The sequence below is a fragment of the Enterobacter cloacae complex sp. 370H10 genome (genome assembly GCF_050031535.1).
Taxonomy (GTDB): Bacteria; Pseudomonadota; Gammaproteobacteria; order Enterobacterales; family Enterobacteriaceae; genus Enterobacter; species Enterobacter intestinihominis.
This window is the reverse complement of sequence record NZ_JBLGWG010000001.1, coordinates 3724633-3748939: the sequence shown is the minus strand read 5'-3', so window position 1 is coordinate 3748939 and position 24307 is coordinate 3724633. Positions and strand designations below refer to the sequence as shown.

Genomic DNA, 24307 nt, shown 5'->3' with positions numbered 1-24307 from the left:
CGCCATGAATACGACTATTGCCCAACAAATTGCCGATGAAGGCGGCGTAGAAGCTTATCTGCACGCCCAACAGTACAAAAGTCTGTTGCGTTTCCTGACCTGCGGCAGCGTTGATGACGGGAAAAGTACCCTGATTGGTCGTCTGCTGCACGACACGCGACAAATTTACGAAGATCAGCTCTCTTCCCTGCACAATGACAGTAAACGCCACGGCACCCAGGGCGAAAAACTCGACCTGGCGCTGCTGGTGGACGGCTTGCAGGCGGAGCGCGAGCAGGGCATTACCATTGATGTCGCCTATCGCTACTTCTCTACCGAAAAGCGCAAATTTATTATCGCCGACACCCCGGGGCATGAGCAGTACACCCGTAACATGGCGACCGGCGCGTCTACCTGTGACCTGGCGATCCTGCTGATGGACGCCCGTAAAGGCGTGCTGGATCAGACGCGTCGTCACAGCTTTATCTCTACGCTGCTGGGGATCAAACACCTGGTGGTGGCGGTGAACAAAATGGATCTGGTGGACTACAGCGAAGCGCGATTCGACGAGATCCGCCAGAGCTACCTGACCTTTGCTGAACAGCTGCCGGGCAACCTCGATATTCGCTTTGTGCCGCTGTCGGCGCTGGAAGGGGATAACGTCGCCTCTCAGAGCGCGAACATGCCGTGGTACAGCGGCCCGACGCTGCTGGAGGTGCTGGAAACCGTTGAAATTCAGCGCGTGGTTGAGACCCAGCCGATGCGCTTCCCGGTGCAGTACGTAAACCGTCCGAACCTCGATTTCCGCGGCTTCTCCGGCACCCTTGCGTCCGGCTCGGTCAACGTGGGCCAGCGCGTGAAGGTGCTGCCGTCCGGCGTGGAATCGACCATTGCCCGTATCGTCACCTTTGATGGTGATCTGGACGAAGCAGGGGCAGGTGAAGCGGTAACCCTGGTGCTAAAAGACGAGATTGACATCAGCCGCGGCGATCTGCTGGTCGACGCGCAGGAAACGCTGGCGGCGGTGCAGGGCGCATCCGTAGACGTGGTGTGGATGGCGGAACAGCCCCTGACCGCAGGCCAGAGCTATGACATTAAAATTGCCGGCAAGAAAACCCGCGCCCGCGTGGACGGCATTCAGTTCCAGGTGGACATCAACAACCTGACCCACCGTGACGTGAGCGAGCTGCCGCTGAATGGCATCGGTCTGGTGGATCTGACCTTTGACGAGCCGCTGGTGCTGGATCCGTATCAGCAGAATCCGGTGACGGGCGGGCTGATCTTTATCGACCGCCTGACCAACGTCACCGTCGGCGCCGGGATGGTCCGTGAGCCAAACGCGCAGGCTACCGTGGCCTCTGAGTTCAGCGCGTTTGAACTTGAGCTGAATGCGCTGGTGCGTAAACACTTCCCGCACTGGGGCGCACGCGATTTGCTGGGAGGCAAGTAATGGCTGCCCATGATGAGAACGTCGTCTGGCATCCTCATCCGGTCACCGTCGCCCAGCGCGAACAGCTCCACGGTCACCGTGGGGTTGTGCTGTGGTTTACCGGGCTGTCTGGCTCCGGTAAATCCACGGTGGCAGGCGCGCTGGAAGAGGCGCTGCATCAGCAGGGAGTGAGCACCTACCTGCTGGACGGCGACAACGTGCGTCACGGACTGTGCAGCGATTTAGGGTTCAGCGATGAAGACCGTAAAGAGAACATTCGCCGGGTGGGAGAAGTCGCCAGCCTGATGGCGGATGCCGGGCTGGTGGTGCTGACGGCGTTTATCTCACCGCACCGCGCCGAACGTCAGATGGTGCGTGAGCGCGTGGGCCGGAATCGCTTCATTGAAGTGTTTGTGGATACGCCGCTGGCAATCTGCGAAGCGCGCGATCCGAAAGGGCTGTATAAAAAAGCCCGCGCGGGAGAGCTGCGAAACTTCACCGGTATTGACTCGGTTTACGAAGCGCCTGAATCCCCTGAGATTCATCTGGAAGGTCAACAATTGGTAACAAATTTAGTAAGCCAATTATTAGACCTGCTCAGACGGGACGATATTATCAGATCCTGAGACGGTATCGTTCGGGAGCTGTCTTCCCGAGCGATGAGTCACGGTCACAGGATTAGCTATGCGCAACAGTGAAAACTACATGATTACCACCGGGTCGGAACCGTTAACGACCGACGACGAGACGACCTGGTCCTTCCCTGGGGCGATTGTCGGCTTTGTGTCGTGGCTACTGGCGCTGGGTATCCCGTTCTTGATCTACGGTGGAAACACCCTCTTTTTCTTCCTCTATACCTGGCCTTTCTTCCTCGCGCTGATGCCCGTTGCGGTTGTGGTGGGCGTGGCGCTGCACTCCCTTTTCAACGGCAAGCTCCTGTATAGTACGCTCATCACTATCGCCACCGTTGTGGTCATCTTTGGCCTGCTGTTTTTATGGCTGATGGGCTAACTTACGGCATAATTAAAACCCCGCAGTAGAGTCCAGCGGAAAGTTATGGGATGATGATGCCGTTTTTTCAGGGGGCAGGATGGGTAAACTAACGCTGCTGTTGCTGGCTTTGCTGGTCTGGCTGCAATATTCGCTGTGGTTCGGCAAAAACGGACTGCACGACTACAGCCGGGTGAGCGATGACGTCGCGGCACAGCAGGCGACAAACGCCAAACTTAAAGCGCGTAACGATCAACTTTTTGCTGAAATTGATGACCTCAATGGCGGCCAGGAGGCGATTGAGGAGCGCGCACGCAATGAACTTAGTATGACTAAGCCGGGCGAAACGTTTTATCGCCTGGTTCCGGATGCGTCTAAACGCAATCAGGGCTCCGCACAAAACAATCGATAATCAGGCCCAGGATTACGACATGGCAGCAACTTTTTCGGACGTCTGTGCCGTGGTGCCGGCCGCAGGTTTTGGCCGGCGTATGCAGACAGAATGTCCTAAGCAGTATCTCTCAATTGGCGATAAAACGATCCTCGAGCACGCCGTGGCGGCGCTGCTGGCGCATGCCCGGGTGAAACGCGTTGTTATTGCCATCAGCCCCGGCGATGCACGTTTTGCGCAGCTCCCGCTGGCGAATCATCCTCAGATTACCGTCGTTGACGGCGGCGCAGAGCGGGCTGACTCCGTTCTGGCGGGCATTCAGGCTGCCGGGAACGCGCAGTGGGTGCTGGTGCACGATGCCGCGCGTCCCTGTCTGCATCACGAGGATCTGTCGCGTCTGCTGGCCCTGAGTGAAACCAGTAAAGTGGGCGGCATTCTGGCCGCCCCGGTGCGTGACACCATGAAGCGTGCCGAACCGGGTAAACCGGCGATTGCCCACACCGTCGAGCGCGTCGATCTATGGCACGCGCTGACGCCACAATTTTTTCCCCGCGAATTACTCCACGACTGCTTAACGCGAGCGCTTAAAGAAGGTGCGACCATTACGGACGAAGCCTCGGCGCTGGAGTATTGCGGTTTCCACCCCACGCTTGTTGAAGGACGCGCTGATAATATAAAAGTGACGCGCCCGGAAGACTTACAGCTCGCGGAATTTTATCTTACCCGTACGACCCCTCAGGAGAAGGCATAATGCGTATTGGACACGGTTTTGATGTACACGCCTTTGGCGGCGTTGGCCCAATTATCATTGGCGGCGTGCGCATTCCTTACGAAAAAGGTCTGCTGGCGCATTCTGATGGCGACGTGGCGCTGCATGCGCTGACCGACGCGCTGCTGGGTGCCGCCGCGCTGGGCGACATTGGCAAACTGTTCCCGGACACCGATCCTGCTTTTAAAGGCGCAGACAGCCGCGAATTGCTGCGCGAAGCCTGGCGTCATATTCAGGCCAAAGGCTACACCCTCGGCAACGTTGATGTGACGATCATTGCCCAGGCACCGAAGATGCTGCCGCACATCCCTCAGATGCGCGTGTTTATTGCTGAAGATCTGGGTTGCCATATGGACGACGTCAACGTCAAAGCGACCACCACGGAGAAGCTGGGCTTTACCGGTCGTGGCGAAGGCATTGCCTGTGAAGCCGTGGCGCTGCTGGTGAAGGCGGCCAAATGACGGATTTCGACAATCTGACGTATCTGCACGGTAAACCGCAGGGCAAGGGTCTGCTGAAAGCCAACCCTGAAGATTTCGTGGTAGTGGAAGATCTGGGTTTTGAGCCGGACGGCGAAGGCGAGCACATCCTGGTGCGCATTCTGAAAAACGGCTGCAACACCCGTTTCGTGGCGGACGCGCTGGCAAAATTCCTCAATATTCACGCCCGCGAAGTGAGCTTTGCCGGTCAAAAAGATAAACATGCCGTGACCGAACAGTGGCTTTGCGCCCGCGTGCCCGGCAATGCCATGCCCGATTTAAGCAAATTTGAGCTTGAGGGCTGTAAGGTACTGGAGTACGCCCGCCATAAACGCAAATTGCGTCTGGGCGCACTGAAAGGTAATGCCTTTACCCTGGTGTTGCGCGAAGTGACCGAACGCGAGGACGTTGAAAAACGCCTGAAGGCCATTAACGAACGCGGCGTACCAAACTATTTCGGCGCTCAGCGCTTTGGTATCGGTGGCAGCAACCTGCTGGGCGCGCTGCGCTGGGCGCAAAGCGGTGCACCGATGCGCGATCGTAATAAACGCAGTTTTTGGTTGTCGGCGGCCCGCAGTGCGTTGTTTAATCAGATTGTGAGCGAACGGCTGAAAAAACCGGACGCGAATCAAGTTGTTGTCGGCGATGCGCTACAATTAGCGGGACGCGGAAGCTGGTTTGTGGCAACGGCCGAAGAGATGGCCGATGTCCAGTCGCGCGTGGACGCTAAAACGCTGATGATTACCGCCGCCTTGCCGGGTTCAGGCGACTGGGGAACCCAGGGCGAGGCGCTGGCCGCTGAGCAGTCAGCGGTGGCGGATGCGCCAGAATTACAATCGTTGCTGGTGCGGGAAAAGGTCGAGGCGGCACGCCGTGCGATGCTCCTCTACCCGCAACAGCTGAGCTGGAACTGGTGGGATGACGTAACCGTCGAGTTACGCTTCTGGCTGCCGGCAGGTAGCTTTGCCACCAGTGTTGTCAGGGAACTTATCAACACGTCGGGTGATTATGCGAATATTGCTGAGTAACGATGACGGGATCCATGCGCCAGGTATTCAGACGCTGGCGAAACACCTCCGCGAATTTGCGGATGTGCAGGTCGTGGCTCCCGATCGTAACCGCAGTGGCGCGTCTAACTCATTGACGCTGGAATCTTCACTTCGCACCTTTACCTTTGAGAATGGCGATATTGCCGTCCAGATGGGGACGCCGACCGACTGCGTGTTTCTGGGCGTGAACGCGCTGATGCGCCCGCGGCCGGACGTTGTGGTCTCCGGCATCAATGCCGGGCCAAATCTTGGCGATGATGTGATTTACTCCGGCACCGTGGCTGCGGCGATGGAAGGGCGTCACCTGGGGTTTCCGGCGCTGGCGGTCTCGTTAAACGGTCACACCCACTATGACACAGCCGCCGCGGTGACCTGCTCCATTCTCCGTGCGCTTGGCCGCGAGCCGCTGCGTACCGGACGTATCCTCAATATTAACGTGCCGGACCTCCCGCTGGACGAGATCAAAGGGATCCGCGTGACGCGCTGTGGCAGTCGCCATCCTGCCGATCAGGTTATTCCCCAGCAGGATCCGCGCGGCAATACCCTGTACTGGATCGGCCCGCCGGGAGATAAATGCGATGCCGGGCCAGACACCGACTTCGCTGCGGTGGATGAGGGTTACGTTTCCGTTACGCCGTTGCACGTAGATTTAACCGCTTATAGCGCGCATGATGTGGTGTCGGACTGGTTAGATCGGGTCGGAGTGAACGCGCAATGGTAAGTAAACGTGTACAAACTCTTCTGGAACAATTACGCGCACAGGGGATCGCCAACGAGCAGGTGCTGAACGCGCTTGCCCAGGTTCCCCGTGAGAAGTTTGTAGATGAGGCGTTTGAACACAAAGCGTGGGAAAACGTGGCGCTGCCCATTGGGCAAGGCCAGACGATTTCGCAGCCCTACATGGTGGCGCGTATGACGGAGCTTCTGGAGCTAACGCCAGAGTCCCGGGTGCTGGAAATTGGCACCGGTTCAGGGTATCAAACCGCGATCCTGGCTCACCTTGTGCACCATGTCTGTTCGGTGGAACGGATTAAAGGGTTGCAGTGGCAGGCGCGCCGTCGCCTGAAACAGCTTGATTTACATAATGTATCGACACGCCACGGCGATGGATGGCAGGGTTGGCAGGCTCGCGCCCCGTTTGACGCCATCATTGTCACGGCAGCGCCACCTGAAATCCCCACTGCGCTTCTTTCGCAGCTGGACGAGGGTGGCATTCTTGTATTGCCCGTCGGCGATGAGCAGCAGCTTTTGAAGCGCGTTCGTCGACGCGGCGGCGAGTTTATTATCGATACCGTGGAAGCCGTGCGCTTTGTGCCCCTGGTTAAGGGCGAACTGGCCTGAGACTCGGATTTTTCCAGGGTTATTAAGGCAAATTCAGCGTATGGTGTGGCGCGATAGATTCGTGCCATCACGGTTATTTTTAAGTCACTGGTAGTTAACACATTCCTGGGGGATAAATGAGCGCGGGAAGCCCAAAATTCACCATCAGCCGTGTTGCGGCATTATCACTGGTTTCGCTCTGGCTGGCAGGCTGTACAAGTTCAAATAACGCGCCTGCGCCCGTCAGTTCCGTTAATGGAACCAGCGGCTCGGGTAACACGTCCAGCGGAATGTTGATCACCCCTCCGCCTAAAATGGGCACCTCAACGGCGCAGCAAACTCCGCAGATCCAGCCGGTTCAGCGTCCAGTTACGCAGCCTACGCAGATTCAGGCAGTGGAACAGCCTGTTCAGACTGAAAATGGCCGCATAGTGTATAACCGTAAGTATGGGAACATTCCGAAAGGTAGCTATACCGGCGGCAGCACCTATACCGTGAAGCGCGGCGATACGCTGTTCTATATTGCCTGGATCACCGGGAACGATTTCCGCGATCTGGCACAGCGAAACAACGTCCAGGCCCCGTATGCTCTGGAAGTCGGGCAAACGCTTCAGGTTGGCAACGCGACGGGGACACCGCTTACACCAGGCAACACCGTTTCAGCGGCCGACGTAACTGCGCAAAATAACAGCGTTACTCCTGCACAAAAAACCACCACGGTGGTTGCTTCACAACCTGTAATTACGTATTCTGAGGATTCAGGTGATCAGAGTGCTAACAAAATGTTGCCGAATAATAAAGGTACTGCGACTGTTGTCACAGCACCGACTACGGCACCTGTGGTTAGCTCTACTGTACCGACTGCAAGCAGTCAGAATGCCAGCTCGTCAATCACCACCTGGCGCTGGCCAACTGACGGCAAGATTATCGAGAACTTCGCTACCTCTGAGGGGGGCAACAAAGGGATCGATATCGCAGGCAGTAAAGGACAGGCAATCATCGCGACCGCAGACGGACGCGTTGTCTATGCCGGTAACGCACTGCGCGGTTACGGTAATCTTATTATCATCAAACATAACGATGATTACCTGAGTGCCTACGCCCATAACGACACTATGCTGGTCCGGGAACAACAAGAAGTTAAGGCGGGGCAAAAAATCGCTACCATGGGTAGCACCGGAACCAGTTCTACACGCTTGCATTTTGAAATTCGTTACAAGGGGAAATCCGTAAACCCGCTGCAATATTTACCGCAGCGATAAATTGACGGGGCATGCCAGCCAGGGTGTCTCGTCCAGGGATCACGGGTAGGAGCCACCTTTATGAGTCAGAATACGCTGAAAGTTCATGATTTAAATGAAGACGCGGAATTTGATGAGAACGGATCAGAGGCTTTTGACGAAAAAGCCTTAGTAGAAGAGGAACCCAGTGATAACGATTTGGCTGAAGAAGAGCTGTTATCGCAGGGTGCCACACAGCGTGTGCTGGACGCGACTCAGCTTTACCTTGGGGAGATTGGTTACTCCCCACTGCTAACGGCCGAAGAAGAAGTCTATTTCGCACGTCGTGCTTTGCGTGGTGATGTTGCCTCGCGTCGTCGCATGATCGAAAGTAACCTGCGACTGGTCGTGAAAATTGCCCGCCGTTACGGCAATCGTGGTCTGGCTCTGCTGGATCTGATTGAAGAGGGCAACTTAGGTCTCATCCGCGCAGTTGAGAAGTTTGACCCGGAACGCGGGTTCCGTTTCTCAACCTACGCGACCTGGTGGATTCGTCAGACCATCGAACGGGCTATTATGAACCAGACCCGTACGATTCGACTGCCGATCCACATCGTCAAAGAGTTGAATGTTTATCTGCGTACCGCGCGCGAGTTGTCCCATAAACTGGACCACGAGCCAAGTGCGGAAGAGATCGCAGAGCAACTCGACAAACCGGTTGATGACGTAAGCCGTATGCTGCGTCTCAACGAGCGCATTACCTCGGTTGACACCCCGCTGGGTGGTGACTCCGAAAAAGCGCTGCTGGACATCCTGGCCGATGAAAAAGACAACGGCCCGGAAGACACCACGCAGGACGATGATATGAAACAGAGCATCGTCAAATGGCTGTTCGAACTGAACGCCAAACAGCGTGAAGTGCTGGCACGTCGTTTCGGTTTACTGGGGTATGAAGCTGCGACACTGGAAGATGTCGGCCGTGAGATTGGCCTGACCCGTGAACGTGTTCGTCAGATTCAGGTTGAAGGGCTACGCCGCCTGCGTGAAATCCTGCAAGGGCAAGGTCTGAATATCGAAGCGCTGTTCCGCGAGTAAGCAACCATTCGTCAGAAAAGGCCCGTCGTGAGACGGGCCTTTTTTATGCCTTACGATTGCGCCGTTTCGTGCAGCAAACGCCAGGTGATGTTATCCCCTTCCTGATTAAGCACCGCGGTTGACCAGCGCACGTTGACGGGCTGGCCAGGCCGGGTTTGCGTCTCCCGGTAATGGAGCACCGCGCCGTTGTCCCATGTCTGAAGCGTTGTTAACGCATCAATACCGATCCTGAGCCCGGGTCGGGTTCCCCGCTGCGCATATAAAAATTGGGCCAGAGCGTGATGATCTAAATGGGTGCCACTCGGTGGAACCATCAGAAAATCCGGACGGAAACGGGCGAGCAGGGCGTCCTGTTCGCCTTCGCCTGCACCTAACCAGTTTTCAAGGGCGACGTGGATGTCGAGGATCTCTTGTTCGAAATGAGTCATGGTTGCTCCTGTTGCAGTTGCGCAAGTAACTGCGTGTTATTAAGACGGTAGACGTACAGTACGGGCAGCAGAGTGATAACTGCGGCAAAAATAAACATCCCGTGCCAGGCGGCCAGCGGCGTAAAATAAGCTTGCATGAAGCTCAGCGCCTGCGCCAGCAGCAGGGTACCCGCAAAAAAGCTCAACTGACGATTCAGATTCCATAGCGCACTGGCATCAGGCATATCTTCCCGCCGCGTTGTCAAAAACGCGCTGCTCTGAGCCGTACTGCTGCAAAGGCTTCCCCCCGCACCCATTAACGCAAACGCAACGGCAGGTAACAGCATAGCCGGGCCGACGTTAATTAAAAGCAGAATGCCCGTTGCCTGCAAAAGGCAACCGATGACCACCAGCGGCCGCGGGCCGATACGGTTGAAATAGCGTCCTGTCGCGGTGATAGCCAAAAACGATGCCACAGACCACGGCAGCATAAGCATGCCCGTTGCGGTGGGCGTCATATTGGCCTCGCTCTGAAGGTAATACATGCCCGTTACGTTCACGCCAATAAAGATGCCGGGTACGCACACATAGATAAGCATGGATAAGCGCAACAGCGGATCCGTCAGCAAAGACAGGTTTACTATTCTGGTGGTGTTTATCGGTGACGGTTCTGTTTTAAGCCACGCGCAGGCCAAAACAAAGGTGACAATGGCGACGGGCAGGGTGGCAAAAAATATCCAGCGCCAGCTGAATGTCTGAACCAGCATGCCGCCCACAGCCGGTGAGCAGGCGGGGGCAAGCAGCGCGACCAGCATCACCACCGAGGAGAGTCTGGCCCGCTCATGAGGCTTAAACTGTTGCCAGGTCAGCGCCTGACCAACCGGGATCAGTAAACCCCCTCCGGCGCCCTGCACGACGCGCCAGGCAATCAAACTTTCCAGCGAAGATGAGAAACCCGCCGCAACGGAGGCCGCGCTAAAGAGAAGCAGTGAGAGCAGAATAACGCGCTTCGGCCCGACGCGGCGCGTCAGAATACTGCTGAATGGGATGACTAACGTCAGCCCGGCAATGTATCCGTTACTTACCCAGGCAAGCGCGGAAGGTGTGGTATTGAATGCGTGAGCCATCGCCGGAAAGGCGACGCTGGCAATAAACATGTTTATCAAATCAAGGAAAAAGCCGAGCAGAAAGACGACGGCGATTTTGCTGCGATACGTCATGGAAGTTCCTCCGGTGAGGTGGCGTATCGTATCGGCCCGCGCGTTACGGATAAACGCGACAAAGGACGATATACTGTCAACATTATTTTGACAGTTAACCAGGCAAGCGATGCTTAATTTACAGCGTACGGCGATGTTTATCGCCGTAGCGGACACCGGCAGTTTCACCGCCGCGGCGGAGGCGATGGGGCTGACAAAAGCGGTGGTCAGCTTTCATATTCGTCAGCTTGAAGAGGAGCTGGGCGTCACCCTGTTGCTGCGAACCACCCGACGCCTGACGCTGACCGAAGCGGGGAAGCTCTTTCATCAACGAAGCGTGATGCTGTTACGGGATGCAGAGCGATTGCAGGATGATGTTCGCGCCAACCACGCCGGGCTGACGGGAGAACTGCGGATCACCACCACGCCCGAGTATGGCTCGCAGGTAGTAGTGCCTTTGCTGGCTGAGTTTAGCCAGCTGCACCCTGATCTCCACGTGCGGCATGTCTCGTCCTCTTTGCATGCCGATCTTATCGCCGAGCGCTTCGATGTCGCTATCCGGCTCGGCACGCTTGCAGATTCGCGCTACCACGCCGCGTTGATGACCTCCTTCACCATCCTGCCCGTGGCGACGCCATGCTGGCTGGCAAACCATCCGGTTGACTCGCTGGAGCAACTGGCGGAAGCGGACTGGATCATTCACGAGCGTTTAACGTCGCCGCTGCGCTGGCAGGTGAGAGGCGTTGATCGGCATCCTGTTTCCTTTGAGATCAGAAAAGCGCCGCGCCTGTATGCAGACAGTGCCCAGGCGTTGATGGCTTTTGCCCTCGCGGGATGTGGGGTGGCGCTGTTGCCGGAGTGGCTGGTGCGTAACGCACTGGATACAGGGACGCTGGTCTCGCTGTTACCGGAGTACACGTTTGCTCAGCAGGGCATCTATGCTGTTTATCCCGATGCCCGGCATGTGCCCGCGAAAGTGCGAACATTTATTGATTTTATGCGCGTCAGGGTTACTTAACCCTGCATCATCTTTTTAATGAGCGCTGAAAATTGCTCTCGTTCCGCGCCGTTAAGGCGCCCTAAAAACGCCTCATCCACCTCATTTCCAATCGGTTTACTGCTCTCAAGCAGGGCCTCACCTTCGGCCGTCAGAAAGACAAACCGACGGCGTTTGTCCGCCGGATCGTGCTCGCGCCTGACCAGGCCGCGTGCTTCCATGCGGCTCAGCATTTCTGCCAGCGTCGCTTTGGTGCTCACCGCGACTTCAGTCAGGGCAACCTGCTCAATGCCAGGATTTTCAGCAATTGACCGCATCACCGCATATTGTGGTTTGGTCAGTTCGGGCAATGCGTGTTGCCACTGGGCGGTATGCTGTTGAAAAAGCTGACGTAGCAGGTGAAAAGCTTCTTGTCTTAACTCCATGGACACTCCGACGGAAAAATACTCCCTCTATGATAGCCGCTCTCGGGCTGAATTTTAACGCGAGAGTTTTTTTAGCGAATAGTGTGATCGTATGCGAACGATCTTGTCAGCAGCAGGATCGAGGCGTAGTTTAGTTAATATGTTCGTATACGAACAAACTAATTGAGGTGCTGAATGAGATTGATTGTGGGAATGACGGGCGCGACGGGTGCGCCATTAGGCGTGGCGTTGTTGCAGGCGCTGCGGGAAATGCCGGAGGTGGAAACGCATCTGGTGATGTCGAAGTGGGCAAAAACCACGATTGAGCTGGAAACGCCCTTCACTGCGCATGACGTTGCTGCACTGGCGGATGTCGTCCATAGCCCGGCCGATCAGGCTGCCACCATCTCCTCCGGCTCGTTTCGCACCGACGGCATGATCGTCATTCCGTGCAGCATGAAAACGCTGGCGGGTATCCGCGCGGGCTACGCCGAAGGGCTGGTAGGGCGTGCGGCAGACGTGGTGCTGAAAGAGGGACGCAAGCTGGTGCTGGTTCCGCGTGAAACGCCGCTCAGCACCATCCATCTTGAGAACATGCTTGCCCTTTCCCGCATGGGCGTGGCGATGGTGCCGCCTATGCCTGCGTACTACAACCACCCACAAACCGCCGATGACATAACCCAGCATATCGTGACCCGCGTTCTCGACCAGTTTGGTCTGGAGCATAAAAAAGCCCGACGCTGGGAAGGTTTGCAGGCAGCGAAACATTTTTCACAGGAGAATAAAGATGGCATTTGATGATTTGAGAAGCTTCTTGCAGGCGCTCGATGAGCAAGGGCAGCTGCTGAAAATTGAGGAAGAGGTAAACGCTGAGCCGGATTTAGCGGCCGCCGCCAACGCTACCGGACGCATTGGCGATGGTGCGCCTGCGCTGTGGTTCGATAATATTCGCGGCTTCACCGATGCCCGTGTGGTGATGAACACTATCGGCTCGTGGCAAAACCACGCTATTTCGATGGGGCTGCCAGCAAATACCCCGGTGAAAAAACAGATCGACGAGTTTATTCGTCGCTGGGACAAATTCCCCGTTTCGCCAGAGCGTCGTGCAAATCCGGCCTGGGCGCAGAACACGGTGGACGGGGAAGACATCAACCTGTTCGACATTCTGCCGCTGTTCCGCCTGAACGACGGTGACGGAGGCTTTTATCTCGATAAAGCGTGCGTTGTCTCCCGCGATCCGCTCGACCCCGATCACTTCGGCAAACAGAACGTCGGGATCTACCGTATGGAAGTGAAGGGCAAGCGTAAGCTCGGCCTGCAACCGGTGCCGATGCATGATATCGCGCTGCATCTGCATAAGGCAGAAGAGCGCGGCGAAGATCTGCCCATTGCTATTACGTTGGGTAACGATCCGATCATCACCCTGATGGGCGCCACGCCGCTGAAATACGATCAATCCGAGTATGAGATGGCCGGTGCGCTACGCGAAAGTCCGTATCCGATTGCGACGGCTCCGCTGACCGGTTTTGATGTGCCGTGGGGGTCGGAAGTGATCCTGGAAGGGGTGATTGAAGGCCGAAAACGTGAGATTGAAGGGCCATTCGGTGAGTTTACCGGACACTACTCCGGCGGGCGCAACATGACGGTCGTGCGCATTGATAAAGTCTCTTACCGCACAAAACCCATTTTCGAATCTCTCTACCTGGGGATGCCGTGGACCGAGATTGATTATCTGATGGGGCCCGCTACCTGCGTGCCGCTCTATCAGCAGCTGAAGGCGGAATTCCCGGAAGTGCAGGCGGTAAACGCCATGTACACCCACGGCCTGCTGGCGATTATCTCCACCAAAAAACGATACGGCGGTTTTGCCCGTGCGGTCGGGCTCCGCGCCATGACCACGCCACACGGTCTGGGTTACGTGAAAATGGTGATTATGGTGGATGAGGACGTCGATCCGTTTAACCTGCCGCAGGTGATGTGGGCGCTGTCATCGAAGGTCAATCCGGCTGGCGATCTGGTGCAGCTACCGAATATGTCTGTGCTGGAGCTTGACCCCGGCTCCAGCCCGGCGGGGATCACTGACAAGCTGATCATTGATGCCACCACCCCTGTCGCTCCGGACAACCGTGGTCACTACAGCCAGCCGGTACAGGATCTCCCTGAAACCAAAGCCTGGGCCGAAAAACTGACCGCGATGCTGGCGGCACGTCAATAAGGAGGAAAAAATGATTTGTCCACGTTGTGCCGATGAACATATTGAGGTGATGGCAACATCACCGGTGAAAGGTGTCTGGACGGTATACCAGTGTCAGCACTGTCTGTATACCTGGCGCGATACCGAACCGCTGCGCCGTACCAGCCGCGAGCATTACCCGGAAGCGTTCCGCATGACGCAGAAGGATATTGATGAGGCACCGCAGGTGCCGACGATCCCGCCGCTGCTGTAATAAAAAGCCCGGAGGTGCTGCGCTTACCGGGCGATAATATCGTGCGGTCCTTTGCCCGGTGGCGCTACGCTTACCGAGCCTACGGGTTTTGTAGGCCGGGTAAGGCGAAGCCGCCACCCGGCAAAAAAGACCGCAGAGAACTAAACCAGACTCTTCAACCGATAAATCCACTCCAGCGCCTGACGCGGCGTCAGCGAATCCGGATCGAGATTTTCCAGCGCTTCCACAGCCGGAGAGGTCTCTTCTGGCACCGCCAGCAGTGACATCTGCGTACCATCTATCTGCGTAGCTGCCGCATTCGGTGACAAACTTTCCAGCTCACGCAATTTCTGACGCGCGCGCTTAATCACCTCTTTCGGCACGCCCGCCAGCGCGGCGACGGCCAGGCCATAGCTCTTGCTTGCCGCGCCGTCCTGCACCGTGTGCATAAAGGCGATGGTGTCGCCGTGCTCAAGCGCATCAAGGTGGACGTTAGCCACGCCTTCCATTTTCTCTGGCAGCTGTGTCAGTTCGAAATAGTGCGTCGCGAATAGCGTCAACGCCTTGATTTTATTCGCCAGACTTTCCGCGCACGCCCAGGCCAGGGACAGGCCGTCATAGGTGGAGGTACCGCGTCCTACTTCGTCCATCAACACCAGACTGTTCTCTGTCGCGTTATGCAGAATGTTGGCGGTTTCGGTCATCTCGACCATAAAGGTAGAGCGACCGCTCGCCAGATCGTCAGCCGCACCCACACGGGTGAAGATACGGTCGACAGGGCCAATCTCAACCTTCTGCGCCGGAACGTAGCTGCCGATGTAGGCGAGCAGCGCGATAAGGGCTGTCTGGCGCATATAGGTACTTTTACCGCCCATATTGGGGCCGGTAATGATCAGCATTCTTCGCTGCGGTGACAGGTTCAACGGGTTGGCAATAAACGGCTCGTTCAGCACCTGCTCAACCACCGGATGGCGACCTTCGGTAATGCGAATGCCGGGCTTGTCAGTAAAGGTAGGACAGGTGTAGTTCAGCGTTTCGGCGCGCTCGGCCAGGTTTACCAGCACATCCAGCTCGGCCAGCGCAGCGGCGCTCATTTGAAGGTCAGCCAGATGCGGCATCAGGATGTCGAACAGCTCGTCATACAGCTGTTTCTCCAGCGCCAGCGCTTTACCTTTCGACGTGAGCACTTTGTCTTCGTACTCTTTCAGCTCGGGAATAATGTAGCGCTCGGCATTTTTCAGCGTCTGGCGGCGAACGTAGTGAATCGGTGCCAGGTGGCTCTGCCCACGACTGATCTGGATATAGTAACCGTGTACGGCGTTGTAGCCGACTTTCAGGGTGTCGAGCCCCAGACGTTCACGCTCGCGGATTTCCAGCTTATCCAGATAATCCGTCGCGCCATCGGCCAGCGCACGCCATTCGTCCAGCTCTTCGTTATAACCCGGAGCAATAACCCCGCCATCCCGCACCAGAACAGGCGGCGCATCAATGATGGCGCGTTCCAGCAGTTCGCGAAGCTCGGTAAATTCGCCCATGGTTTCGCGCAGCTTTTGCACTGGCGCGCTGTCGATCTCTCCCAGCTGAGCGCGCAGTTCCGGCAACTGCTGGAAAGCGTGACGCATACGGGCGAGATCGCGTGGACGCGCGGTACGCAATGCCAGGCGCGCCAGGATACGCTCAAGATCACCCACCTGACGCAGCACCGGCTGCAATTCGGTGTAACGATCCTGCAATGCGGCAATGGTTTGCTGACGGCCAATCAGCGTTTCGGTGTTGCGGATAGGCATATGCAGCCAGCGTTTGAGCATACGGCTGCCCATGGGGGTAACCGTGCTGTCAAGAACCGACGCCAGCGTATTTTCCATGCCGCCAGCGAGGTTCTGCGTGATCTCCAGGTTGCGGCGCGTGGCGGCATCCATGATGATGCTGTCCTGCTGACGCTCCATGGTAATTGAACGGATATGGGGCAGGGCGGTACGCTGCGTATCCTTCACGTACTGCAACAGGCAGCCTGCGGCACATAGCCCGCGCGGGGCATTTTCCACACCAAAGCCAATCAAATCGCGCGTGCCAAATTGCAGGTTCAGCTGCTGGCGCGCGGTATCAATTTCGAACTCCCACAGTGGACGACGACGCAGGCCGCGGCGACCTTCAATCAGCGCCATCTCGGCGAAATCCTCTGCATAAAGCAGTTCTGCCGGATTGGTGCGCTGTAGTTCAGCCGCCATGGTTTCACGGTCAGCCGGTTCACTCAGGCGAAAACGACCGGAGCTGATATCCAGCGTGGCGTAGCCAAATCCTTTACCGTCCTGCCAGATCGCCGCCAGCAGGTTATCCTGGCGCTCCTGAAGCAGGGCTTCATCGCTGATGGTTCCCGGCGTCACGATGCGTACGACCTTGCGCTCAACGGGGCCTTTCGACGTGGCCGGGTCGCCAATTTGTTCGCAGATAGCGACAGACTCGCCCTGGTTCACCAGCTTCGCCAGATAGTTTTCAACCGCGTGATGCGGGATACCCGCCATCGGGATGGGCTCGCCTGCCGACGCGCCACGTTTCGTCAGAGAAATGTCGAGCAGCTGAGACGCACGTTTCGCATCGTCATAAAAAAGCTCGTAAAAATCGCCCATACGGTAAAACAGCAGAATTTCCGGATGCTGTGCCTTCAGCTTCAGGTACTGCTGCATCATCGGCGTATGCGCGTCGAAATTGTCGATTGTGCTCATGGAGTTATGATATCCATTTCTTTGAAAATATTACGCTTTGAGCGGCTCAATGGCCGATTGTTCCTTCTATTGTCGCATGAAAAAAAGGTGCGGCGCAGAAAAAAGTCACGACTTTACGAGGCATCTTCCGCTATTAATTCAATGATGATTTTTCCGTGCTCGACGCCCACCCGAACCTGCGAGTTGGTGGTAAATCCCGCTTGTTCAAGCCAGTCGCCTTTCAGGCTCAGCGCTGCGTGTACGCTGTAGCGTTTTGGAATTTTCGTTTTACGGTCTTCATGACGTTTTCTGAAGTAACCCACTTTTAAGTGCCGATAGGGTTTGGCGATCGCGATCTGTTGCATAAGCTCTCCGGTGAATGCGGTTATTTACACCTGTATAAAATACCAGTAAAACGCAGCGAGGGGAGGGGTAATTCTGGAAGGACGCTTCAGAAAACGGAATGCAATAACTGAAAATGTGCGGATAAAAAGGTATTATAAATGCACTTTATTGTTGAGGACGACGTTATGTCCGGTAAACGTATTTCACGAGAAAAAAAGACGATCGCCAGAATGATCGCCCTGTACGAAAACAGGTGTCCGCACGCCATAAAAGAAGAGGGGCACTATTCGGCGCTTAAGGCTTATGCCGATAAGCGGCTGGATAAATGCGTGTTTGGTGAGGAAAAACCTGCCTGCAAACAGTGCCCGGTGCACTGTTATCAGCCCGCCCGACGGGAAGAGATGAAGCAGGTAATGCGCTGGGCAGGGCCACGTATGTTATGGCGTCATCCTATTCTGACCATCCGACATCTGATCGACGATCGTCGTCCGGTTCCGGAATTACCGGAAAAGTATCGGCCCAAAAAATAACCGGCTCAGCGCCGCAGTGGACGACAAATCACGCTCAGGGCGACGGCGTGGCGCAGGCAGACAGAAAAAGAGCACCAAATATCCCTGCGCCAGCGCGGGAGCGATATGTACCCGCTGACGGAATGACGGGTTATTTCAGGCTCTCTTTATCGATTCCCAGACGCTTCATACGCGAGAGCAGGGTGGTACGCTTCAGCCCCAGCCGTTGCGCCGCACCTCTCGGTCCGGCTACCACGCCGTTGGTCTCCTTCAGCACTCGCATAATGAGCTGATATTCATCTTCTCCCTCTTTCGCAAGCTCGCTTGCGGCCACGGTCGTTTCAGAGAGAGTAACCTCTGGCAGGGAGAGCTGGAGCACGTTCCCGCGCGTCAGCAGGACCGCGCGCTCAATGACGTTTTCCAGCTCGCGCACGTTCCCCGGCCACTCCATCGCCGAAAGGGTGCGTAGCGTTTCGGCAGGAATACTGTCGATATTTCGCCCCATCCGACGGGCAATCTTCGCGGTAAAGGCTTTCACCAGCAGCGGAATATCTTCCGGGCGTTCGCGCAGCGGCGGCAGGCAGATCGGGAAGACGTTCAGACGATAGTAAAGATCGCTGCGAAACTCGCGGTCGGCGACCATTTTTTTCAGATCGCGGTTGGTGGCGGCAATCAGACGCACGTCGGTCTGGATCAGCTTGTTGCTACCGAGGCGCTCGAACTCCTGCTCCTGCAAAACGCGCAGCAGCTTAGGCTGAAGCTCCAGCGGCATATCGCCCACTTCGTCGAGGAACAATGAGCTTTTATCCGCCAGTTCAAAACGGCCCAGCCGCTGGCTGCTGGCGCCGGTAAACGCGCCGCGCTCGTGGCCGAACAGGTCGCTTTCCAGTAAGCCCGCAGGCATCGCCGCGCAGTTCATCTTCACCATCCGGCGGCTGTTGCGGTTGCTCAGGTTGTGGATCGCCCGGGCAATCAGCTCTTTCCCTGTGCCGGTTTCACCGAGGATCAGCACCGTGCTGTCGCTCTGCGCCACCATCTCCACCTGCTTGAGGATGTTGTACATGGCATCGCTGCGTCCGATGATTTCGCCAAACTCGCTGTCCACATTGTTGAGCTGCTCGGTCAGCGCCAGGTTTTCGTCCACCAGCCGTTCTTTCAGACGGTGGATCTCCTGATAGGCGAGGGCGTTATCCAGCGCAATGGAGATACGTTCGGCGATCTGGCGCAGCAGCTTCAGGTTGGCGGTGGTAAATACGGCTTCATCGCACTGCGCCAGTTTAAGCACGCCGAGCATGGTGTTGCCGGACATCAGCGGCAGCAGGCACAGGGTCTGGATCTTGTTGCCCCAGGTGTTAAACAGCATCCGCTCGTAGGGCGCTACCGGATCCTGCTCGCTGAGGTTTAACAGCAGGATCTCTTTGCTTTTAAATACCCGTTCAGACAGGGTTCCCGCTTCGTCCACTTCGCTTTGCTCGTGCGCCGGGTTAGCTTCGTCGAGGTAGTGGGTGGAGTAGATGTTCAGCTTGCCCTTACGGTTGCCGCGCAGCGCAATGCTGATGGCATCGATCCTGAAATAGTGATGGATCTCTTTGGCGACTTCGCTCACCAGTTCGTCCATATCGAGACGCGACAGCACGGCATTGGTGATGGCGACCAGTATGCGGAAATTATCGCGCTCGCGGCTCAACAGGTCGTAATCCACGTTATTGGTGACGCGGCTTTGGATCTGCTCTGCCACGACGGCCACAATCTGCGTGAAGGTATGCAACCGCTCGTACTCAGCCTCGGTCCAGGGCTGGTCGTTATTACGGATAAACTCGCAGCCGCCAAAAATTTGCCCTTCCACCGCCAGCGGCAGCATGCTGTAGTGGCCGAACGGGTGGTAAAGGTTGCTCTCTGCCAGCTTCGGCCAGGCCTGGCGAAACTGGTCAAAATTGCAGTGCAGCGCTTCCGGGCGGGAGAGAATACGTCGCACCGGACCGTGGGCCAGAAACGTTTCATCTTCATATTCGAAGATTTTGCCGTTATCACGCGTTGAGAAATAGCTCGCGCGGTGGGTTGCGCTATGCCAGAGCACAATGGCGGCGCTGTCCGCCAGCGCTGATTGCCTGACCAGCCGCGTCAGGGCATCGCTCAGCGCGCCGAGATCGGGCTGTTGTAAAAGTGTGCGCGTGATGTCAAACAGGCCCTGCTGTCCAAGATCGCTCATCGGTGTATACGGCATTATTGCTTTCCAATAGAAACTGGCAAAAAAGAGACATTCAGCGCTGACCGCTTTTGGCGCGGTCTAGCAAATTCGGGGTAACGGTTCAGCGTGCGGCAGATCCAGCGTGCGCTTCACGCCGTAAAGCCCGGTCAGGCGCACCCCTTTGCGCTCAACCACGTCGCCGATGATGGCCGCGTCTTTCCCTAAGGGATGTGCGCGCAGTTGTTCAAGTACGGCTTCCGCCGCCGTGCGTTCCACGCCGATCACCAGCTTGCCTTCGTTGGCAAAGTTAAGCGGGTCTAGCCCTAATAGCTCGCACAGCCCGCGTACAGCAGGCTTAACGGGCAGGCCGCGCTCGGTCAGTTCAATTCCGCAGCCGCTGCTTGCGGCAAATTCGTGTACGACGGCATTCACGCCGCCTCGCGTGGCGTCGCGCAGGGCTTTTACACCCGGCATGTCGCGCAGCGTCTGGATCAGCGGCGTGAGTACCGCGCAGTCACTGTGCAGCTCGCCATCCAGCCCTAAGCCTTCGCGCAGGTTCAGGATGGTTGCCCCGTGGCAGCCCAGCGTGCCGCTGACAATCAGCACGTCGCCTGCACAAAGCTGCTGCGCGCCCCAGTGAATGTCGGCGGGGATCGCCCCCATTCCGGCGGTGTTAATGAAGAGCTTATCCGCCGCGCCGCGCTGCACCACCTTGGTATCCCCGGTCACGATGGCGATCCCCGCCTCGCGGGCGGTGTGCGCCATGCTGTTGACCACCGCCGTGAGCGTCTCCATGGGTAACCCTTCTTCGAGGATAAACCCGCAGGAGAGGTAGCGGGGGATCGCGCCGCTGACGGCCACGTCGTTTGCCGTGCCGCAGACGGCGAGCTTGCCGATATCGCCGCCCGGGAAGAACAGCGGGTCAATCACGTAGCTGTCGGTAGAGAACGCCAGCCTGTCGCCGTGGGCGGTCAGGGCCGCGAGGTCAATACGCGCCTGATCTTCCTGCTCGGCGAGCCAGGGGTTGTTAAAGGCTTCCATGAACAGCCTGTTAATCAACTGCTGCATCGCCTGTCCACCGCTTCCGTGCGCCATTTCCACCGTGTTCATGCTTCACACTCCTGGTTGCGATAGTGATACCACGCGGCGCATGCCCCTTCGGAAGAGACCATCAGCGCGCCAAACGCGGTTTGCGGGTTACAGGCGTTGCCAAATAACGGGCAGTGATGAGGCTTGCATTTGCCGGTGAGTACGTCGCCACAGCGGGCGCGGGGATCGTCGCACACCTTCTGCGGCTGCGGGCGGAAATGCGCTTCGGCGTCGAAGGCGCGATACGCGGGCGTCAGGTGTACGCCGGATCCGGCAATCAGCCCCAGTCCGCGCCACTCGCTGTCGCCTTCGACGCTAAACACGTCGGCTATCGCCTGCTGTGCCCGTCTGTTACCTGCATCGGGCACCACGCGGCGATACTGATTTTCCACCACACTCAGGGCCGCTATTTTCTGCTCAACCAGCATGGTCACGCCTTGCAGTAGATCAAGTGGCTCGAAACCAGCCACCACTAACGGACGATTGTACTGTTCAGCGATAAAACCGTAGGCTTCTGTGCCGATCACCATGCTGACGTGTCCTGGTGCCAGGAAGGCGTCGATGCCGTTGTCCGGCGCTTCAAGCAGGCTACGCAGCGTGGGAATAAGCGTGATGTGCTGGCAGAAAAAGTAAAAGTTAGTGACGTTGCGGGCTTTCGCCTGCTGGAGAGTGATAGCGGTGGCGGGCATGGTGGTTTCAAAACCCAGCCCGAAAAAGACCACCTTACGCTCAGGATTAGCCATCGCCAGCGTCAGGGCATCCATCGGTGAGTAGACGATCCGCACGTCCGCGCCGCGCGCCTTCGCCTGGAGCAGCGAGCCATTTTTTCCCGGTACGCGCATGGCGTCGCCAAAGGTGCAAAAAATCACACCGGGGCGGCTGGCGATGTCGAGACAGCTGTCGATGCGCCCCATGGGCAGCACGCACACCGGGCAGCCGGGGCCGTGGATAAATTCGATGTTCTCCGGCAGCAGCTGGTCGAGGCCAAATTTAAAGATGGCGTGGGTGTGTCCGCCGCACACCTCCATGATCCGCAGCGGTTTTTCTTTCGTGTAGTCCAGCAGGGACGCGCGGGTTTTCAGGCGATCGATAAGCTGCAACACCTGCTCAGGCGCGCGATATTCATCAACGTAACGCATGTGTTATCGTTCCTCACCATACAGCAGGGCACCCACGTCCGGCTCAACGTCGAACATATTCTGTAGCGCGTCCAGCGTGTCACGGGCTTCTTCCTCATTAATCACGCTCATGGCAAACCCCACGTGGACCAGCACCCACTGGCCGAGACGCGTTGCGCCGGTCTCATCGTGGCTGCCCACCAGCGTCAGATCGACATCGCGCAGGATGCCGCAGATCTCCACTTTGGCCTGATTGCCGTCGATCGAATGAATTTGTCCGGGGACGCCTATGCACATCGTTCGCTCTCCAGCCAGTTCAGCCAGGCGTCCATCCCGTCGCCGCGCGTGGCGGAAACCAGCAGGATCTCAATGTCCGGGTTCACTTCCCGGGCGTAAGCCAGGCACTTATCCACGTCGAAATTCAGGTACGGCAGCAGGTCGACTTTGTTCAGCAGCATGAGGGAGGCGGCGGCAAACATATGTGGATACTTCAGCGGCTTGTCTTCCCCTTCGGTCACGGAGAGCACCGCCACTTTATGCCGCTCGCCGAGGTCGAAGCTTGCCGGGCAGACCAGGTTGCCGACGTTTTCAATAAACAGGATGCCGTTATCCGCCAGCGGCAGGCGCGGGGCGGCGTCGGCAATCATCTGCGCATCCAGGTGGCAGCCCTTGCCGGTGTTGACCTGAATCGCGGGCGTACCGGTTTCGCGGATGCGCGCCGCGTCGTTTACCGTTTGCTGATCGCCTTCGATAACGGCGCAGGAGACACGTTTATTCAGTCGTTTGAGGGTTTCGGTCAGCAGGGTGGTTTTACCGGAGCCGGGGCTGGAGACCAGGTTCAGTACCAGCTGTTGACGGGCGGCAAAGCGGGCGCGATTGCGAGCGGCGAGCTGGTTATTTTTGTCCAGCACATTGATCTCCACCTCCAGCATCTCGCGCTGGCTGATGCCCGGCGCGTGGGTGCCTGCTTCGCCGTGGCCGTAATGCAGGTCGCCCGCGTCTGAACGCTGCGGCGCAAAGGTGATGCCGGTCAGTGCCGCCGCGGGACGCGGGGCAGGAGAAAAGGGTGCGGAGCGAAACGCGGAGTGGGGACGGTGTTCATCCCCTTCTATATACAGGTTGCCTTCAGCGCAACCGCAGGTACTACACATACATTACTCCTTCTCGATTTCGAGGCGTTGGATCTGCATACCGTCATCCGCCACGATGCGCAGCCCGCTGCTCTGGCACTGCGGACAGCGCTGTACCTTCGATGACAGCAGCGTGACGTACTGCTGACACTGCTCGCACCAGCACTCCGCCTGCTGCTCCTCGATATGCAGTGCGCAACCCTCCGCCAGCGTGCCGCGGCACACCAGCTCAAAACAGAAGGTGAGGGCGCTGGTCTCGACGCAGGAAAACGCCCCGACCTTCAGCCAGACGCCGGTCACGCGCTTCGCATGGTTCTGCACAGCCTGCTGTTCGATAAGTTTCAGTGCCCGCTGGCAGAGGGTGATTTCGTGCATGACGCCTCCTTAATGAATTGCCCCTTTAATGCAATAACAGTGCCAGCTTGATTTGCGTTACGGCGTGACGATGTCAACGCTGTCGAAATGACACGTCGACACCGCAGCGGTGACAGTGCGCATCTCTTTAAAATCCATATAAATCAATAAATTAAAAACTGGCACGAAATCTGCTTAACAGCCGCTAACTCCATTAACCGGATACCTTTTATGACTATTTGGGAAATTAGCGAAAAAGCGGATTACATCGCGCAACGTCATCAGCAGCTTCAGGATCAGTGGCACCTCTACTGCAACTCTCTGATTCAGGGGATCACCCTCTCAAAAGCCCGTCTGCACCATGCCATGAGCTGCGCGGCGCAGGGGGATATGCGCTTTGTGTTGTTTGGACACTTCACGATTTTTGTCACCCTGGCGGAGAGCTTCAACAGCCACACCATTGAGTATTACGTTGAGACAAAAGAGGGTGAAAAACAGTGTATTGCGAAAGCCCAACTGATGGCCGACGGCATGGTGGACGGTCACGTCAGCACCCGCGATCGCCAGCAGGTGCTGGAGCACTATCTGGAGAAAATCGCGCCGGTTTATAACGGCCTCTACGCTGCCGTTGAGCACGATCAGCCGATCAACCTGAAACAGCTGATCGACGGAAAATCCTCCGCGAACGTGGCCTGAAAAGCGAGTGTCGAGAAGTGTC

General features: G+C 57.1%; 29 protein-coding genes. 17 read left to right on the top strand and 12 right to left on the bottom strand.

The window, feature by feature from the left end; genetic code table 11:
* Positions 1–4 precede the first annotated feature (4 nt).
* The 9 genes from cysN (at position 5) to ACQG2Q_RS18430 (ending at position 6427) form a co-directional block, all read left to right on the top strand.
* Complete coding sequence (gene cysN, locus ACQG2Q_RS18470; RefSeq protein WP_022649189.1) at positions 5–1429, top strand: sulfate adenylyltransferase subunit CysN; 1425 nt, start codon at positions 5–7, stop codon at positions 1427–1429.
* Positions 1429–2034, top strand: coding sequence for an adenylyl-sulfate kinase (cysC, locus tag ACQG2Q_RS18465; RefSeq protein WP_022649188.1), 606 nt, complete (start codon positions 1429–1431; stop codon positions 2032–2034). Before cysN ends, cysC begins: the two co-directional genes overlap by 1 nt.
* A gap of 58 nt (positions 2035–2092) precedes the next feature.
* On the top strand, positions 2093–2419 hold the full coding sequence (locus ACQG2Q_RS18460; protein WP_006811767.1) for a DUF3561 family protein: 327 nt from the start codon (positions 2093–2095) through the stop codon (positions 2417–2419).
* Positions 2420–2498: 79 nt separating this feature from the next.
* Positions 2499–2810 carry a cell division protein FtsB gene (ftsB, locus tag ACQG2Q_RS18455; protein ID WP_003862095.1) on the top strand — a complete coding sequence of 104 codons (312 nt, stop codon included), beginning with the start codon at positions 2499–2501 and terminating at the stop codon, positions 2808–2810.
* Between the two features lie 19 nt (positions 2811–2829).
* Entirely contained in the window at positions 2830–3540 is a 711-nt protein-coding gene (ispD, locus tag ACQG2Q_RS18450; RefSeq protein ID WP_063849451.1) for a 2-C-methyl-D-erythritol 4-phosphate cytidylyltransferase, read from the top strand.
* The gene (gene ispF, locus ACQG2Q_RS18445) at positions 3540–4019 is read left to right on the top strand and encodes a 2-C-methyl-D-erythritol 2,4-cyclodiphosphate synthase (RefSeq protein ID WP_045350954.1); all 480 of its coding nucleotides are present in this window, start codon (positions 3540–3542) and stop codon (positions 4017–4019) included. Before ispD ends, ispF begins: the two co-directional genes overlap by 1 nt.
* Positions 4016–5065, top strand: coding sequence for a tRNA pseudouridine(13) synthase TruD (truD, locus tag ACQG2Q_RS18440; RefSeq protein WP_063849450.1), 1050 nt, complete (start codon positions 4016–4018; stop codon positions 5063–5065). The genes ispF and truD overlap by 4 nt, the downstream gene beginning before the upstream one ends.
* A complete protein-coding gene (gene surE, locus ACQG2Q_RS18435) occupies positions 5046–5807 on the top strand; it encodes a 5'/3'-nucleotidase SurE (protein ID WP_017382816.1) in 762 nt (253 codons plus the stop codon). Before truD ends, surE begins: the two co-directional genes overlap by 20 nt.
* The gene (locus ACQG2Q_RS18430; protein ID WP_022649184.1) at positions 5801–6427 is read left to right on the top strand and encodes a protein-L-isoaspartate(D-aspartate) O-methyltransferase; all 627 of its coding nucleotides are present in this window, start codon (positions 5801–5803) and stop codon (positions 6425–6427) included. The genes surE and ACQG2Q_RS18430 overlap by 7 nt, the downstream gene beginning before the upstream one ends.
* Before the next feature lie 94 nt (positions 6428–6521).
* Here ACQG2Q_RS18430 and ACQG2Q_RS18425 read toward each other — a convergent pair whose 3' ends face one another.
* Complete coding sequence (locus ACQG2Q_RS18425) at positions 6522–6653, bottom strand: peptidase (protein ID WP_306173474.1); 132 nt, start codon at positions 6651–6653, stop codon at positions 6522–6524.
* Here ACQG2Q_RS18425 and nlpD point away from each other — a divergent pair.
* Together nlpD and rpoS are read left to right on the top strand one after the other, a co-directional pair.
* Entirely contained in the window at positions 6595–7668 is a 1074-nt protein-coding gene (gene nlpD, locus ACQG2Q_RS18420) for a murein hydrolase activator NlpD (RefSeq protein WP_306307778.1), read from the top strand. The two genes, ACQG2Q_RS18425 and nlpD, sit on opposite strands and share 59 nt — an antisense overlap.
* A gap of 60 nt (positions 7669–7728) precedes the next feature.
* Complete coding sequence (gene rpoS / locus ACQG2Q_RS18415; RefSeq protein ID WP_022649182.1) at positions 7729–8721, top strand: RNA polymerase sigma factor RpoS; 993 nt, start codon at positions 7729–7731, stop codon at positions 8719–8721.
* 50 nt (positions 8722–8771) lie between these two features.
* On the opposite strand, the gene ACQG2Q_RS18410 is transcribed toward rpoS, so the two are convergent.
* Both ACQG2Q_RS18410 and ACQG2Q_RS18405 read right to left on the bottom strand, forming a co-directional pair.
* Complete coding sequence (locus ACQG2Q_RS18410; protein WP_023298479.1) at positions 8772–9149, bottom strand: DUF4440 domain-containing protein; 378 nt, start codon at positions 9147–9149, stop codon at positions 8772–8774.
* Positions 9146–10348, bottom strand: a complete 1203-nt coding sequence (locus ACQG2Q_RS18405; protein ID WP_063849449.1) for an MFS transporter — start codon at positions 10346–10348, stop codon at positions 9146–9148. Before ACQG2Q_RS18405 ends, ACQG2Q_RS18410 begins: the two co-directional genes overlap by 4 nt.
* Positions 10349–10457: 109 nt before the next feature.
* Between ACQG2Q_RS18405 and ACQG2Q_RS18400 the strand changes: the two genes are divergently transcribed.
* Positions 10458–11345 carry a LysR family transcriptional regulator gene (locus ACQG2Q_RS18400; RefSeq protein WP_063849448.1) on the top strand — a complete coding sequence of 296 codons (888 nt, stop codon included), beginning with the start codon at positions 10458–10460 and terminating at the stop codon, positions 11343–11345.
* On the opposite strand, the gene ACQG2Q_RS18395 is transcribed toward ACQG2Q_RS18400, so the two are convergent.
* Positions 11342–11749: a MarR family winged helix-turn-helix transcriptional regulator gene (locus ACQG2Q_RS18395; protein WP_022651767.1), complete on the bottom strand. Its 408-nt coding sequence runs from the start codon at positions 11747–11749 to the stop codon at positions 11342–11344. The two genes, ACQG2Q_RS18400 and ACQG2Q_RS18395, sit on opposite strands and share 4 nt — an antisense overlap.
* 174 nt (positions 11750–11923) lie before the next feature.
* On the opposite strand from ACQG2Q_RS18395, the gene ACQG2Q_RS18390 reads away from it, so the two are divergent.
* From ACQG2Q_RS18390 to ACQG2Q_RS18380, 3 genes are read left to right on the top strand one after another with little or no spacing between them, the layout of a single operon-like run.
* Positions 11924–12526, top strand: coding sequence for a non-oxidative hydroxyarylic acid decarboxylases subunit B (locus tag ACQG2Q_RS18390; protein WP_003862111.1), 603 nt, complete (start codon positions 11924–11926; stop codon positions 12524–12526).
* Positions 12516–13943: a non-oxidative hydroxyarylic acid decarboxylases subunit C gene (locus ACQG2Q_RS18385; protein WP_023298476.1), complete on the top strand. Its 1428-nt coding sequence runs from the start codon at positions 12516–12518 to the stop codon at positions 13941–13943. The genes ACQG2Q_RS18390 and ACQG2Q_RS18385 overlap by 11 nt, the downstream gene beginning before the upstream one ends.
* A 10-nt stretch (positions 13944–13953) precedes the next feature.
* Positions 13954–14175, top strand: a complete 222-nt coding sequence (locus tag ACQG2Q_RS18380) for a non-oxidative hydroxyarylic acid decarboxylases subunit D (RefSeq protein WP_003862116.1) — start codon at positions 13954–13956, stop codon at positions 14173–14175.
* Between the two features lie 140 nt (positions 14176–14315).
* Here ACQG2Q_RS18380 and mutS read toward each other — a convergent pair whose 3' ends face one another.
* Positions 14316–16877 (bottom strand): DNA mismatch repair protein MutS, encoded by a 2562-nt coding sequence (mutS, locus tag ACQG2Q_RS18375; protein WP_022649176.1) that lies wholly within the window; start codon positions 16875–16877, stop codon positions 14316–14318.
* Between the two features lie 113 nt (positions 16878–16990).
* The gene (locus ACQG2Q_RS18370) at positions 16991–17221 is read right to left on the bottom strand and encodes a SymE family type I addiction module toxin (RefSeq protein ID WP_022649175.1); all 231 of its coding nucleotides are present in this window, start codon (positions 17219–17221) and stop codon (positions 16991–16993) included.
* Positions 17222–17386: 165 nt separating this feature from the next.
* On the opposite strand from ACQG2Q_RS18370, the gene ACQG2Q_RS18365 reads away from it, so the two are divergent.
* Positions 17387–17731 (top strand): nitrous oxide-stimulated promoter family protein, encoded by a 345-nt coding sequence (locus ACQG2Q_RS18365; protein WP_022649174.1) that lies wholly within the window; start codon positions 17387–17389, stop codon positions 17729–17731.
* 130 nt (positions 17732–17861) lie between these two features.
* On the opposite strand, the gene flhA is transcribed toward ACQG2Q_RS18365, so the two are convergent.
* The 6 genes from flhA to hypA all read right to left on the bottom strand — a co-directional run bounded on the left by flhA (position 17862) and on the right by hypA (position 23610).
* Positions 17862–19934, bottom strand: a complete 2073-nt coding sequence (flhA, locus tag ACQG2Q_RS18360) for a formate hydrogenlyase transcriptional activator FlhA (RefSeq protein WP_063849446.1) — start codon at positions 19932–19934, stop codon at positions 17862–17864.
* Between the two features lie 63 nt (positions 19935–19997).
* Positions 19998–21008, bottom strand: coding sequence for a hydrogenase expression/formation protein HypE (gene hypE / locus ACQG2Q_RS18355; protein WP_023298473.1), 1011 nt, complete (start codon positions 21006–21008; stop codon positions 19998–20000).
* A complete protein-coding gene (hypD, locus tag ACQG2Q_RS18350; RefSeq protein ID WP_063849445.1) occupies positions 21005–22126 on the bottom strand; it encodes a hydrogenase formation protein HypD in 1122 nt (373 codons plus the stop codon). The genes hypE and hypD overlap by 4 nt, the downstream gene beginning before the upstream one ends.
* 3 nt (positions 22127–22129) lie before the next feature.
* Complete coding sequence (locus tag ACQG2Q_RS18345) at positions 22130–22402, bottom strand: HypC/HybG/HupF family hydrogenase formation chaperone (RefSeq protein ID WP_045308750.1); 273 nt, start codon at positions 22400–22402, stop codon at positions 22130–22132.
* The gene (hypB, locus tag ACQG2Q_RS18340; RefSeq protein WP_032625971.1) at positions 22393–23256 is read right to left on the bottom strand and encodes a hydrogenase nickel incorporation protein HypB; all 864 of its coding nucleotides are present in this window, start codon (positions 23254–23256) and stop codon (positions 22393–22395) included. Before hypB ends, ACQG2Q_RS18345 begins: the two co-directional genes overlap by 10 nt.
* A gap of 3 nt (positions 23257–23259) precedes the next feature.
* The gene (hypA, locus tag ACQG2Q_RS18335; protein ID WP_063849444.1) at positions 23260–23610 is read right to left on the bottom strand and encodes a hydrogenase maturation nickel metallochaperone HypA; all 351 of its coding nucleotides are present in this window, start codon (positions 23608–23610) and stop codon (positions 23260–23262) included.
* A 210-nt stretch (positions 23611–23820) separates the two neighbouring features.
* Here hypA and hycA point away from each other — a divergent pair, with 210 nt between their 5' ends.
* Positions 23821–24285, top strand: a complete 465-nt coding sequence (gene hycA, locus ACQG2Q_RS18330; protein ID WP_022649167.1) for a formate hydrogenlyase regulator HycA — start codon at positions 23821–23823, stop codon at positions 24283–24285.
* The last annotated feature ends 22 nt before the right edge of the window (positions 24286–24307 follow it).